Here is a 14,008-nt window from a genome sequence, read left to right on the forward strand (position 1 = left end):
ATGACACTGACCTTCGCCCCCTTCCTGCCGTGGATGGTCATCGCCATCATGGCCGTTGCCGCCTTCGTCCTTGCCATTATCGGCCTATGGCGCGGCGTGCGCGGCGCGTGGCTGCGTGGTCTGGCGCTGACAGCACTTCTGCTGGCCATCTCCAATCCGCTTCTCACCAATGAGGAGCGTGACCCGCTCTCCACCATCGTCCCTGTTATCGTCGATCGCTCGCAGAGCCAGGATGTGCAGCAGCGCCCGGAACAGACGGATCAGGCGCTTGCCACCCTGAAAGAGCGCCTTGCCCGCTTCCCGCGCATCGAGCCACGCATCGTGGATGTCGAGAACGATCCCAATAGCGATGCTCCCGCGACCAATCTGTTCTCAGCATTGGCCGCAGCCGTATCTGATGTATCGCCGTCCCGCGTTGGTGGTGCCATTTTCCTCAGCGACGGCCAGATCCACGACATCCCGAATGTCACCCCCAATATCGAGCAGACACTCGGCTTCAAGGCCCCGATCCACGGGCTGATCACCGGACGGGCGGAGGAGTTCGATCGGCGCATCGAAGTGGTGCGTGCGCCGCGCTTCGGTATTGTCAACGAACAACAGGAACTGACGCTGCGCGTCTTCGATGATGGCCGTGCGCAAGGTGGCCAGGCGGAAGTAACCGTGAAGATGAATGGCGAGGAAATCGCCACGCTTGAGGCGACGCCCGGCCAGCCCCTGCCCTTCAGTTTCAAGGTTCCGCGCGGCGGCAACAATGTCATGGAGTTTTCCGTGGCCGAACTTGCCGGTGAAGTCACTACCAGCAACAACCGCGCCGTCCACGTCATCGAGGGTATCAGGCAGAACCTGCGCGTTCTTTTGGTGTCCGGCGAGCCGCATGCCGGTGAGCGCGCATGGCGCAACCTGCTGAAATCCGACACATCCGTCGATTTGGTTCACTTCACCATTCTGCGCCCGCCGGAAAAGCAGGATGGCACGCCCATCAACGAGTTATCGCTGATCGCTTTCCCGACGCGGGAACTCTTCGTGGACAAGATCGAGGATTTCGATCTCATCATCTTCGACCGCTACCAGCATCGCGGCGTGCTGCCGATCCTCTATTACGACTATATCGCCCAATATGTCGAAAAGGGCGGCGCGCTGTTGATTGCCGCCGGGCCCGAACATGCGGGACAGGATTCCATTGCCATGACACCTCTCGCCTCTGTGCTGCCCGCGCAGCCTACCGGCGAAATGCATCAGTCGGCCTTTTATCCACGCCTGTCGGAAGCGGGCAAGAAGCACCCGGTGACGCGCGGTCTGGAAGGTTCCGGCGAAGAGCCGCCGCAATGGGGCCGCTGGTTCCGCACCGTGGGCGTCGAGCAGCCACAGGGCCAGACCGTGATGCTGGGCGACGGACAGGACCCGCTGCTGGTGCTGAACCGCCAAGGCGAAGGCCGCGTCGCCATGCTGCTGTCGGACCAAGGCTGGCTCTGGGCACGTGGCTTCGAAGGCGGCGGTCCGCATGTCGGCCTTTACCGCCGCATCGCCCATTGGTTGATGAAGGAGCCGGAGCTTGAGGAAGAAGCGCTGACGGCCCGCGCCAATGGCCGCACGCTGGAAATCACCCGCCAGACCATCGGCGATAATCCCGGCGATGCCACGGTAAAATTCCCCACGGGCAAAACTGAGACGATGGCGTTCACGCAGACAGAACCCGGTCTCTACAAGATCGAACGCCGCATGGACGAAACCGGCCTTTACGAAATCACCAATGGCGATTTCACCACGCTTGTGCATGTCGGTGCCGTCGACGCGCCGGAATTCAAGGCGATGATCCGACCACCGAGCCCCTGAAGCCGGTGGTCGATGCCACCAAAGGCAGCATCCACCGCGTTGTCAACGATGATGGCCGCGTCGTGTTGCCGGATATCCTTCCCGTGCGTGGCGATGTGCGCGTGGCGGATAATGACCGCATGCTAATTCGCCTGACGGATGAAACGGTGCTGAAGGGCGTCAACACGCTACCGCTCTTTGCCGGTTTCGCGGGCCTTGCAGCTCTGCTCATGGCGTTTTCTGCGCTCTGGTGGCGTGAGGGCCGCTAAGTGGATTACGATATCCAAATCATCGACGGCGTTGACGAGGATGCTAAATTTGCCATCCTGCAGGCGCTGAAGAGCTACAACATAGACCGCTTTGGCCCTTCCGACTGGCAGGAACTGACCATTCCACTGCGTGACACGGACGGCAAAGTCATCGGTGGCCTTTCAGGCCATACCGCCCGAGGCTGGCTCTATATCGCCCTCCTGTTCATCCCCGAGCATCTGCGCGGCCAGCGCCTCGGCCCCAAGCTCCTCGGCACAGCAGAAGAAGAAGCCCGCAAACGCGGGTGCATCGGCGCCTTTATCGACACGATGAACCCGGATGCGTTGGCGATCTATCAGAAATGCGGCTACGAGCTTTTCGGCCAGCTCGACAATTTCAACGACACAGCGACGCTCACCTATCTCAAAAAGAGCCTTGTTTGAGAGCGAAGGCCGTCACGCAGACATTCAGCCAACAGCGAGAAGACGCTCCGTAACGACGTCGTCGATAGCAACCACTTCATCGCACTTCCGCCAGCCGATATTTCCCTTCAGCCGCTCATGCGCGTCAGCCGCCAATGGGACGACAAGCACCCGGTTCATATCGACAGGACCGGGGAAATCCAGCGCGGCATAAGCAACCTTTTCGAAACCCAGCGGCATGTAGTACGGCGGGTCGCCGATGAGGATGACGGCTTCCGAACCTTTGCGTTTGGCGGCGGCGATGGCGATGCGGACCAATTCGCGCCCGATGCCCAGGTTCTTGTGCGAAGGACGCACGGCCAGTGGCCCGAGCATGTGGCCATTGACGCCACCGGCAAGAACCGGGGTCATGCGAACCGACGCGATCGTCTCGCCATCATCTGCGCAAATGTAGGAAATCGACCGATCATGCGGTCCTTGCTCGCGGATGCGAGCGGCGGCACGGGTGTGCCGGCCAGGGCCGAAAGCTTCTTCATTGATGAGTTCGATGATGGCGTCGTGAGACGCGTCTTCGGTGAGGTAGACCAGTTCGTGCTTGGACATAAGGGGACCGGAACGTTAAATACGGACGTGACAATGTGACGGCTGCGCCAGTGAAGGCGTGATGAGCGTCAGCGTCGTCGGAGCATCCGTATTGCGGTCATAAAGCAGAATTCCCTCAGAATTGTGATAAACGCGGATATCAGTAAAATTCCGACCCGTCCAGAACAAATCCACCGCTCAACCCATTCAGTGATGTGAGCGTGAAATGAAACGCACTGTTCACTGCATTTTGGGTTCGCTCGCGCGTGTCCATGGCCTACAGTGCAACTCAACATAAGGAGACAAGCGGATGGGTATGCTGGTTGAGGGTGTCTGGAAAGACGTCTGGTACGACACCAAGGAAACCAAGGGGCATTTCAAGCGCAGCGCCTCGCAATTCCGCAATTGGGTGACATCAGATGGCGAGCTAGGCCCTTCCGGGAAGGGCGGCTTCAAGGCTGAGAAAGATCGCTACCACTTGTACATATCCCTCGCCTGCCCCTGGGCGCACCGCACGCTGATCTTCCGCAAACTGAAAAAGCTTGAAGACCTGATTTCCGTCTCGGTGGTCGATCCGCTGATGCTGGAAAATGGCTGGGAATTCAAAGCGGATGACGCACGCACGCCGGGTGCCACGCCAGACCATCTCTTCGGTTTCTCCGCCATGTGGCAGGTCTACACCAAGGCAGACCCACAATATTCCGGCCGCGTTACGGTGCCTGTGCTGTGGGACAAGCAGCAGAACACAATTGTCTCAAACGAGTCAGCTGATATCATCCGTATGTTCAACAGCGCCTTCAACGGCCTGACAGGATCGACGAGCGATTATTACCCTGAAGCCCTGCGCGCCGAGATCGATCCCCTCAACGACCTGATTTACGACACCGTCAACAACGGCGTCTACAAGGCTGGCTTCGCGACCACGCAGGAAGCATATGAGGAAAGCGCCAGCAGGATTTTCGAGACGCTGGACGTCTTGGAAGAACGTTTGGAAAATAAGCGGTTCCTGCTGGGTTCGCAGCAGACGGAAGCGGACTGGCGGCTGTTCACCACGCTTGTGCGGTTCGATCCTGTCTATGTCGGCCACTTCAAATGCAACATTCGCCGCATCCACGACTACCCCAACCTGACCGGCTATCTTCGTGATCTCTACCAGACATCAGGCGTACCGGAGACGGTCAATATGCGCCACATCAAGGAACACTATTACCGCAGTCACAAGACCATCAACCCGACTGGCATCGTACCTGTTGGCCCAGAGCTGGATCTCGACAGAGCTCATGATCGCCAACGACTGGGTTGAACTACCAGTAATCTTCCGGCTGCACATCACCGGCCAGTTCCGCAAAGCGTCTGCGGGTGGCTGGCGTCGTTCCCTCGGGTAATGCGTCGAGAGGGAAAAAACCGCTGTCGCTGATTTCGCGATCCGGCACCTTCGTTTCGGTTTGCGTCACGTCGAGGCGGTAGAACAGCACATGATCACGGTCGCTGGTGCGGTTGTTGAAATAAACATGGAAAAGCTGCGGCGTGGATGTGGCGGCAAGATTGCCTTCCTCGCGGATTTCCTTGTGCAGTGCCTGTAGCCCGGTCTCGCCGCGCTCTACCCCGCCACCCGGCATATGCCAGCCCGGGACATAGGTGTGGTGAACTAGAAACACCCGGCCCTGAGCGTCGAAACAGGCAGCGCGAACGCCCATCGTCATGCCGCGGCTCAGGAAGAAAAACGTGTGCAGCAGACGTTTGGCAATATTCCGAAGCACACGTCGGAACCCTTCGCCCCGCCCAAAGTTTTCACTCACGTCTCAACTCTCCGTCAACTGGTACCTGATAGACCAGATACTGCTTCACACTTCGACGTTCAGCGCTTATCCCTTTGAAAAATCGAGGTTTCGCATTGTACGCTCCAACATGGATAGATTATGTCTGAACGCATGTTCAAACTTGCCCACATCTCCGATATCCATCTCGGTCCGCTGCCAAAGCTCACATTCCGCGAGCTTGCATCCAAACGCATTCTTGGCTTTGTGAACTGGCGTCTCAACCGCCGCAAGCACCTTTTCAGCGATACGCTGGAAAAGGTGGTAGACGATATGGAAAGCAAGGCCCCTGATCACATTGCCATTACTGGCGATCTGGTTAATCTGGCGACCGGCATCGAAATTCGCGCCGCAGCCGACTGGCTGGAGGAAATCGGCGACCCATTGAAGGTCTCAGTCGTTCCCGGCAATCACGATGCCTACGTGCCCGGCGCACACGATAAAGCAATGGCCGCCTGGTACCCTTTCGTGCGTGGGGATGGCGACCCGGAAAATTGGGACGAAGACCGCAAGATTTTTCCCTATATGCGCGTGCGAGGCCCGGTCGCGATGATCGGCTGCTCCACATCCATCGCCACGCCGCCCTTTTCCGCCACCGGTTATTTCGGGCGCAGACAGGCGCGCGCCACGGCGGAGCTGTTGAAGAAAGCCGGTGAGCAGGGCCTATTCCGCGTCGTCATGATCCACCACCCACCCATCCGGGGCGCGGCTGCCACCCATAAACGCATGATCGGCATTCGCCGCTTCGCCGCTGCCATCGGCACCGGCGGCGCGGAACTCGTGCTTCACGGCCACACCCACCTCAACACCGTCTATTGGCTGAACACCCATCGCGGACGCGACCACACGCCGGTCGTCTGCATCGCCTCAACCAGCCAAGGCCCCGGCGGCAAGAAACCCCGCGCCGGATACAATCTGTTCCACATTGATGGCGGGCCCGGCAAATGGAACGTGACCTGCGAACGCTTTGGCCTGAACGAAAAAGGCACCGGCGTGGAGCTGGAGGACGTGCGGGTATTCTACACCAACGGAAAACCCCTCGGCTTCAGCAATCCGGTGGAGCAAGGGGAAGAAGAGTGAGGGCGCTACCTCAACTCCATTCTTTAACTTCCGAAAAAGTGCAACATCTCGCTTTTTACGTCATCCTCGGCCTTGTGCCGAGGATCTAACGAACCACGACATTGAACGTGGTTAGATGCTCGGGACAAGCCCGAGCATGACGTAAGATTGTCTGGCACATGCCAGGATGCAAGTGTCAGGGCTTCGCCGCCCGCTGCTCCAGCACGCGGTTAGCCGCCGACACGATAGCTTCCAACGAAGCACCCACGATATTCGTGTTGATACCCGCACCAAACAGCTTGCCGCCAGGATGCTCCATCTCGACATAGGCGATGGCCGAGGCGTTGGAGCCGTGCTGCAGCGAGTGTTCGGAGTAATCGTTTACCGACAGATCGATGCCGAGATAGGTGGACAGCGCGTTGATGAAGCCATCAATGGGGCCGGTACCCTTGCCCTCGATACGCTTGATCTCGCCATTGTCGGTGATTTCGGCAGCTACCACGCGCACGCCCTTGTAGTCGCCAGCCGGATAGGTGTGGTGATCCACGAATTTGATGCGCGCATTTGGCTGCGTCACATATTGCTCGATGAAGCGCTCATGGATGCGCTTGGCGGGCAATTCCACGCCTTCTTCATCGGTAATGCGCTGAATTTCCTCACGGAATTCGACTTGCAGGTTGCGCGGCAGGTTGATGCCGTAATCCTGCTGAAGAATATAGGCGATGCCACCTTTGCCGGATTGCGAGTTGATGCGGATGATCGCCTCGTAGGAACGACCGACGTCCTTGGGGTCGATGGGCAGATAAGGCACTTCCCAGACGGGATGGTTGGCAATCTTGATCGCCTTCATGCCCTTGTTGATCGCGTCCTGGTGCGAACCGGAAAAGGCCGTATAAACCAGTTCACCCACGTAAGGGTGGCGCTCGGGGATCGTCATCTCGTTGGAATATTCGTAGACCGACTTGATGCGCTCGATATCGCGGCAATTGAGTTCAGGATCAACGCCTTGCGTGTACATGTTCAAGGCCAGTGTTACCACATCGACGTTGCCTGTGCGCTCGCCATTGCCAAACAATGTGCCTTCCACGCGGTCTGCGCCCGCCATCAGGCCCAACTCCGTGGCGGCGATGCCTGTGCCGCGGTCATTGTGCGGATGCAGCGAAATGATGACGTTTTCGCGGTTGTCGATGTTGCGGCACATCCACTCGATCTGGTCGGCGTAGATGTTCGGCGTCGCCATCTCAACTGTCGACGGCAGGTTGAGGATCAGCTTGTTCTCTGCCGTCGGCTTCACCACTTCGACCACGGCGTTGCAGATTTCCAGCGCCACTTCCAGTTCTGTGCCGGTAAAGCTTTCCGGCGAATATTCGAAGCGGTAACCGCCGCCGGCCTTGGCGGCCATATCGGTGATCATCTTGGCCGCATCAACGGCGATCTGCTTGATGCCAGGTACATCCTTGGCGAACACCACGCGGCGCTGCAATTCAGAGGTGGAATTGTAGAAGTGGATGATCGGGTTCTTGGCACCTTCCAGCGATTCGAACGTCCGCGTGATCAGTTCCGGGCGGCACTGCACCAGCACCTGCAAGGACACATCCTCAGGCACACCGCCCTGCTCCACACACCAGCGCGCAAAGTCGAAATCCGTCTGCGAAGCGGATGGAAAACCTATCTCGATTTCCTTGAAGCCCATTTCCAGCAACAGCTTGAACATGCGCGCCTTGCGATCATGCCCCATGGGGTTGACCAGCGACTGGTTGCCATCACGCAAATCGACCGAACACCAGATCGGTGCCTTGTCGATGGTTTTCGATGGCCAGGTGCGGTCCTTGATGTCGATGACGGGGTATGGGCGATACTTTACGTTCGCGTCCGGCATGCCCTTGGAAATCTGAGAGGTCTTGGCGTCCATAATCTTGCTCCTTCCACGCATCGCGGCTGAAAAAGCCTTGGCAGATGCGCGCCCAAACGGGCCTTAAATCCAGTATAAAGTGAAATTTCGAGTTGAGGAGCATTGGCACCAACGGGCTTTCGGCCGCCGGGCGCTCCTCACTGGACCCGGCAACCGCGTGTAAGGTCGAGGCTAAGAAGCGAGAGTGCACCGCATGGGCAAGCCTTCGCAGAAATCTGCGCGGTCATGCCAAAAATGGTTGCGGTGCGAATGGTCATGTTGATTTGTATAAACAGCGGTTTTTGATCTGGCAAGTAAGCTTCTATGCGATCATTGATCTATTTTGCATGGCGACGTGCTTCAAGCTTTTCAGCGATCCATAGCTTCACCAACGATTGTCGCGTGACACCAAGACGTTTTGCCTCGTCATCCAAACCTTGCACGATCCAGGTTGGAAAATCGATATTCACGCGCTTGGGCTCCAGATTAAGATGGCGCGCGGTCGCAAAGTCGAGATACTCGCTTATATCCTCACCATCATCGAACATCCTGTCGAATTCTTTGGCGCTTATAGTCTTCATAATAATGCCTTTCGTTCGGGCGGGCGCGTCGCACTGAAATGATTCGGATTCGCCCCTGCCGCAAAGTGTACACGGCCAACCATAGCTTTCCTTCCAGCTCCGCAATCAGGGCAACACGCTCCTCATCGACCTGTTTGGCCATAATAGTCAGGCCAAAGTCGTCAAGCCATAACAGCTTGGCTTGCACAAAATCGATTCCGTGCTTGTCTTTGTTGCTTGCGCTCTTTGCAGGATCAAATTCAAAGTTCATAGCAATATAGTATAAAATTTATACAGTTTCTATACCTGGTCACGCTTCACTACCCGCTGCAAAGCCATCATCAGCCCTCCGCCAATCAGTCCCCAGAACGCTCCGGAAATGCCGCCAAACGACAGACCCGACGCGGTGATGAGGAAGGTTATGGCGGCAGCTTCGCGGGTTTCGGGGTCCTTGAAGGCCGCGACAGCCGAGCCGGAGAAGGCACCGACGAGAGCCAGGCCGGCTACCGCCTGAATGAGAATGGGTGGGGCCAGCGCCACGAAGGCGGTGACCACGCCTGCCAGAAGGCCGAAAATCACATATCCCACGCCGCTGACGATCACCGCCCAGTAACGACGTTTGGGGTCCGGATGAGCATCTTCTCCCGCACACATGGCGGCGGTGATGGCGGCGAGGTTGACGGCATGGCCGCCGAATGGGGCGGCGAGCAGCGAGAACAGTCCTGTTGTGGCGAACAACTGTCCCGGCTGCGGATCGTAATTGTTGACTTTCAACACGGCAATGCCGGGAATGTTCTGCGAGGCCATGGTGACGATGAACAGCGGCAGCGCGATGGAGATCAAGGCTTGCAGGTTAAACACCGGCATGACGAATTCCATCGGTGGCGCCAGCGATTGCGCAACGCTATCCAGTGCGCCTGTGGGAATATCGACGCCAAAAATCATCACAAGCACGAATGCGGCAAGGGCTGCGGGAACGGCAAACAGGCGCTTGAAAGCACCGACGACGATCCATGCCAGAATAATCGGCAAGCCCAAGGCTGGGTTGAAGCCGATGGCCTTGATGGGCGCAAAGCACAGACCGATGATGACCCCCGCCAGCATGGCGTTGGCCAACGGTGTAGGTATCGAAGCAACAGCCCGCCCGAGTGGCTTGAACAGACCGGCGATGATGATCAGCATCGCACAAATGATGAAGGCACCAACGGCGGCCGAAAACCCACCTTCGATCACCCCCGTCGCTGCCAGCAGCGCGCCACCGGGCGTGGACCAAGCAATGCTGATGGGGAGCCGCGTTGTTGCGGATAGAATGATGGCGCAGAGACCGACGGAAACTGACAGTGCCATCAATCCGGATGCCGCCTCGAAATCCGTCGCACCAACACCCTTCAACCCTTGCAGCACCACGGCAAAGGAACTGGCAAAACCGACGAAGGCAGTCAGCAGGCCCATGAACAGGCTTTGGAGGGAGAAATCTTTTAGCATGGCTGGGCTCTGGAAAAGAGAAATGGCAATCACCATTCCAGATCAAAAAACACTCTCGCTGGCAAGGTTGCTTTGCCCAACGAAGGTACTCGCGCCTGACTTGTGCAGGGTCTCCGCCCCGCCCTGTTGTTCTCATCATCCCACTTGTGTAAACCCACGCCATCAAACAGCGAGATATCAGATGCTTCCTTGGATAGAACTCGACCGAGCAGCCATTCCCGGTGATGGCGGCGAATTGCGCCTGAAGCAGCGCGGCCAGGAATTTTCCATCATGCTTGGTTCAAACGAGCTGATGAACAGCCGGTTGAGTGGCTCCGAAGAGGCCTTGGCGACGCAGTCTTGCGAACGCATTGCGGGAAGAGCAAACCAGAGCATGCTGATCGGCGGGCTCGGCATGGGTTTTACGCTTCGCGCAGCCCTCGGGGTGTTGCCATCCGATGCCCGTGTAACTGTTGCGGAACTGGTACCCGCCGTTGTCGAATGGGCGCGCGGCCCAATGGCCGAACTGCACAAAGGCACGCTCGATGATACGCGTGTCGATATTCATGTCGGGGATGTCGGAGCACTGATCAAATCGAAAAAAGCCGCCTACGACGCCATTCTGCTGGATGTTGACAATGGCCCCGATGGCTTGTCGCGTCCCTCAAACGACAGCCTCTATGACCCCGATGGCCTTCAGGCCGCCAGAACGGCGTTGCGCCCGAAAGGCATACTCGCAGTTTGGTCATCCGGCCCGGATGCCGCTTTCACACGCCGTTTGCGGCAGGCCGGGTTCGCGACAGATGAGGTCAGCGTTCGCGCCAATGGCAAGCGCGGCGGTGCGCGCCATACGCTCTGGCTGGCGGCCAAGGCTTAACGCCGGGAGGTGGACCGCTCTCCCAACGCGTCCAACGCATCGGCATTATCCCGCCCCCAGGCATAAAGCATCTCGACCGGCTCGATGAACCGGTTTCCGAGCGCGGTGAGTTGATATTCAACGGCGGGCGGTCTGGTTGCATGCACATGGCGCGTGACAAGGCCCGTGCGCTCCATTTCCTTCAGCGTTTGCGTCAACATCTTCTTGGAAATGCCTGGCAGGCTGCGTTCCAGCACGCCCGTGCGGGCCGTGCCCGCATGCAGGGTGTGTAACGTATGCAGGATCATGCTCGTCCATTTGGTAGAGAACAGTTCCAACACGCGTCGGGGCGCGCAATCTTCGCGCCATTCTGCTTCGTGGCTTCCCGGTTTCATCGTGGTCACCCTTTGGTATCCATGTCCCCAATCCGTGCCGTCTACACGTCAGGGCGCGGAATGCCTAGTTATGTCTCAACAAAAAAAGGAGCAAGATCATGGTAAAAACGGCATTGGTCGTGGGTGCAAGCGGTATCGTGGGTAGCGCCACGGCAAATCTTTTGTTGGGCGAAGGCTGGACAGTCTACGGCCTTTCGCGCCGGCCAACCGAGCAGAAAGGCATCATTCCGGTTGCCGCCAATTTGCAAGATGCGATTGAAACGGCGAAGGCTTTGGAAGATGTACGGCCAGACGCCGTATTCATTTCAACATGGGCGCGCCAGGATAGCGAAGCGGAAAACATACGCGTCAATTCCGCCATGGTCCGTAACCTGCTGGATGGCTTGAGCCTTGGCAAATCCACCCGCCATGTGGCATTGGTGACCGGCCTGAAGCACTATCTCGGCCCGTTCGAGGCCTATGGCAAGGGCACCTTGCCGCAAACGCCGTTCCGCGAAGAACAGGGCCGTCTCGATGTCGAAAATTTCTATTACGCGCAGGAAGACGAAGTCTTTGCTGCCGCGAAGCGCGATGGATTCTCTTGGAGCGTCCACCGTCCACACACCGTGATCGGCCAGGCGGTCGGCAATGCCATGAATATGGGCTCGACCCTTGCAGTTTACGCAAGCATTTGCCGCGAAACAGGCCGCCCTTTCCGCTTCCCCGGTTCCGCCGCACAGTGGAACGGCCTCACCGACATGACGGATGCCAACCTTCTGGCCAAGCAGCTGCTATGGGCCACAGAAACGCCTGAGGCACAGAACGAAGCCTTCAACGTGGTCAACGGCGATGTTTTCCGCTGGAGCTGGATGTGGAGCCGCATCGCCGACTGGTTTGGCGTCGAGGCTGCACCCTTTGATGGAACGGTGATTCCGCTCGAACAACAGATGAAAGATGACGCTGAAGTCTGGAGCGAGATTGCGGCGCGTGAAAATCTTGTCGAACACCATCTCACTCGCCTCGCCTCTCCGTGGCACACGGATGCCGATCTTGGCCGCCCCATCGAAGTCGTCACCGACATGGGCAAAAGCCGCCGCCTAGGCTTCAAAGAATATCAGCCGACGGATGACGCATTCTTTGCGCTGTTCGAGACGCTGCGGAAGAACCGTCTCATTCCCTAAGGCGAGTTAGCCAAGCTTTCATTATCAAAACCGCATTGGTCTCGCCAGTGCGGTTTTTCGTTTGACGCTCGAATATCCCCAAGACATAAACGCCAGATAGAAAAAAATGAATCTGGTTGCAGAAGCCATCGCGGCGTCTCCCTGTCTGGGCGATGCCGAAAAGGAGACTTCGTGCGTATACTCTTCGTCAACCCACCCTATATCTCCCTCACATCACGTGGCGTTGGCCACCAAATCCCCTTCGGTCTTCTCTGCGTCGCGGGTCCGTTGATCGATGCCGGGCATGAGTGCCGCCTGATTGATGCGGAACGCCACCACATGAAGGCGGATGAGATCGAGGCCGCGATCGCTGTCTTCAAACCCGATATGGTGATGACTGGCCATGCGGGATCGACCCCTGCCCACCCCGCCTGCATTCTGGTTTTGAACGCGGTCAAACGCGCCTGCCCGCAGGCGCTGACGGTCTATGGTGGCGTTTACCCCACCTACCACGCCGCCGCCATCATGTGCGATGAACCATCGGTGGACATCATCATCAAGGGTGAAGGCGAATCGACCGCATTGGCATTGGCGCATGCCCTAGTGGAGGACCAGTCACTCAGCACCGTTCCGGGCATCGTTCATCGTCAGAATGGCGACGCGGTAGAAACCAGACCCGCCGCCACGATCAAGGACCTCAACGAATGGCGCATCGGCTGGGAGCTGATCGAAGACTGGGATCTGTATCAATGCTTCGGTCTTGGTCGCGCAGCCATCATTCAATTTTCGCGGGGCTGTCCCCACCGTTGCAATTATTGCGGCCAATATCAGTTCTGGAGCCGTTGGCGGTATCGCTCACCCAAGGCGGTCGCTGCCGAAGTTGCCTGGCTGCATCGCACCCACGGCGTTTGCTTCGTTGATCTGGCCGATGAAAACCCCACCTCCTCCAAGCGCCTGTGGCGAGAGTTCCTGGAAGCGCTGGTCGAGGAAAACGTACCGGTGCGGCTGTTTGCGACGATCCGCGCGACAGACATCGTGCGTGATGCCGATCTGCTGCCCCTTATGAAGAAAGCCGGCATGATCTGCGTGCTGATGGGCATCGAAACCACGGACCCGACCACGCTTGCGGCCATCCGCAAGGGATCGACCACCCGTGAGGACCAGCAAGCAGTCGCGCTGCTGCGCCAGCACGGCATCCTGTCCATGCTGGGCCATATCGTCGGTTTCGAAGAGGAGAGGTTTTCAGATTACCTGCGGGCATTGCGCCAGATCAGCCTTTACGACCCGGATTTGCTGAACGCCATGTATCTGACGCCACACAGCTGGTCCGACTGGACGGCAGAAAATGGTGAGCGTCGCGTGATCGAAACGGACCGCAGCAAATGGGATTACCGACACCAATTGTTGTCATCGCGCCACCTGTCACCGGGCATGATCTTCGCCATGGTCAAGTTGCTGGAAGTCGCCGTCCACTGTCGGCCACGCGCGCTGTTGCGTATCTTCTTCCACCCGGATCGTGAGCTTCGCAAACACATGCGCTGGAGCTTCCGGTTCAGCTTCCGGGTGTGGCGGGCTGAGATCGCGGAATTCATCCGCCAGCCGCCGCCCAAGAGGGGCCGGATGTCGCTGGCCGAGTGGTTCGGGAAGGCACCGGTTTCATCAAAGCATGGAACCGGCGCGAATGACACGCATGGCGGCGGCCCTGTTGTTGAAGCGGCAGCAGAGAAGATGAAGCAAGTCGGCACATCGTAGAATCAAAAAA

The 14,008-nt window shown here is 58.1% G+C and carries 13 protein-coding genes and 1 pseudogene; 7 read left to right on the plus strand and 7 right to left on the minus strand.

Features of this window, described 5'->3' with window-relative positions; translation table 11 throughout:
- Positions 1-2,081: pseudogene (locus tag DSM25558_RS20055) on the plus strand (hypothetical protein).
- Positions 2,082-2,504: a GNAT family N-acetyltransferase gene (locus DSM25558_RS20060; protein WP_083716589.1), complete on the plus strand. Its 423-nt coding sequence runs from the start codon at positions 2,082-2,084 to the stop codon at positions 2,502-2,504.
- Between the two features lie 24 nt (positions 2,505-2,528).
- On the opposite strand, the gene DSM25558_RS20065 is transcribed toward DSM25558_RS20060, so the two are convergent.
- Positions 2,529-3,086, minus strand: a complete 558-nt coding sequence (locus tag DSM25558_RS20065) for a GNAT family N-acetyltransferase (RefSeq protein ID WP_077106460.1) — start codon at positions 3,084-3,086, stop codon at positions 2,529-2,531.
- Positions 3,087-3,375: 289 nt separating this feature from the next.
- Between DSM25558_RS20065 and DSM25558_RS20070 the strand changes: the two genes are divergently transcribed.
- Entirely contained in the window at positions 3,376-4,368 is a 993-nt protein-coding gene (locus DSM25558_RS20070) for a glutathione S-transferase family protein (RefSeq protein WP_077106461.1), read from the plus strand.
- Between the two features lies 1 nt (position 4,369).
- Here DSM25558_RS20070 and DSM25558_RS20075 read toward each other — a convergent pair whose 3' ends face one another.
- Positions 4,370-4,768, minus strand: coding sequence for an NUDIX domain-containing protein (locus DSM25558_RS20075; protein WP_083716591.1), 399 nt, complete (start codon positions 4,766-4,768; stop codon positions 4,370-4,372).
- Positions 4,769-4,996: 228 nt separating this feature from the next.
- Between DSM25558_RS20075 and DSM25558_RS20080 the strand changes: the two genes are divergently transcribed.
- Entirely contained in the window at positions 4,997-5,962 is a 966-nt protein-coding gene (locus DSM25558_RS20080; RefSeq protein WP_077106514.1) for a metallophosphoesterase family protein, read from the plus strand.
- Positions 5,963-6,137: 175 nt separating this feature from the next.
- Here the strand turns inward: DSM25558_RS20080 and leuA are convergent, their stop codons facing one another.
- From leuA to DSM25558_RS20100, 4 genes are all read right to left on the minus strand, one after another.
- Positions 6,138-7,853 (minus strand): 2-isopropylmalate synthase, encoded by a 1,716-nt coding sequence (gene leuA / locus DSM25558_RS20085; protein WP_077106463.1) that lies wholly within the window; start codon positions 7,851-7,853, stop codon positions 6,138-6,140.
- Positions 7,854-8,170: 317 nt separating this feature from the next.
- Positions 8,171-8,404, minus strand: coding sequence for a type II toxin-antitoxin system BrnA family antitoxin (brnA, locus tag DSM25558_RS20090; protein ID WP_077106515.1), 234 nt, complete (start codon positions 8,402-8,404; stop codon positions 8,171-8,173).
- On the minus strand, positions 8,370-8,663 hold the full coding sequence (locus DSM25558_RS20095; RefSeq protein ID WP_077106464.1) for a BrnT family toxin: 294 nt from the start codon (positions 8,661-8,663) through the stop codon (positions 8,370-8,372). Before DSM25558_RS20095 ends, brnA begins: the two co-directional genes overlap by 35 nt.
- A 29-nt stretch (positions 8,664-8,692) precedes the next feature.
- Positions 8,693-9,877 carry a benzoate/H(+) symporter BenE family transporter gene (locus tag DSM25558_RS20100; RefSeq protein WP_077106516.1) on the minus strand — a complete coding sequence of 395 codons (1,185 nt, stop codon included), beginning with the start codon at positions 9,875-9,877 and terminating at the stop codon, positions 8,693-8,695.
- A gap of 181 nt (positions 9,878-10,058) precedes the next feature.
- Here DSM25558_RS20100 and DSM25558_RS20105 point away from each other — a divergent pair, with 181 nt between their 5' ends.
- A complete protein-coding gene (locus tag DSM25558_RS20105) occupies positions 10,059-10,733 on the plus strand; it encodes a spermidine synthase (protein WP_077106465.1) in 675 nt (224 codons plus the stop codon).
- Here the strand turns inward: DSM25558_RS20105 and DSM25558_RS20110 are convergent.
- Positions 10,730-11,107: a winged helix-turn-helix transcriptional regulator gene (locus tag DSM25558_RS20110; RefSeq protein ID WP_077106466.1), complete on the minus strand. Its 378-nt coding sequence runs from the start codon at positions 11,105-11,107 to the stop codon at positions 10,730-10,732. The two genes, DSM25558_RS20105 and DSM25558_RS20110, sit on opposite strands and share 4 nt — an antisense overlap.
- A gap of 98 nt (positions 11,108-11,205) precedes the next feature.
- On the opposite strand from DSM25558_RS20110, the gene DSM25558_RS20115 reads away from it, so the two are divergent.
- A complete protein-coding gene (locus tag DSM25558_RS20115; RefSeq protein ID WP_077106467.1) occupies positions 11,206-12,267 on the plus strand; it encodes an SDR family oxidoreductase in 1,062 nt (353 codons plus the stop codon).
- Between the two features lie 171 nt (positions 12,268-12,438).
- Complete coding sequence (locus DSM25558_RS20120) at positions 12,439-13,998, plus strand: B12-binding domain-containing radical SAM protein (RefSeq protein WP_077106468.1); 1,560 nt, start codon at positions 12,439-12,441, stop codon at positions 13,996-13,998.
- The last annotated feature ends 10 nt before the right edge of the window (positions 13,999-14,008 follow it).

It is taken from the genome of Agrobacterium sp. DSM 25558 (assembly GCF_900100825.1).
Taxonomy (GTDB): Bacteria; Pseudomonadota; Alphaproteobacteria; order Rhizobiales; family Rhizobiaceae; genus Agrobacterium.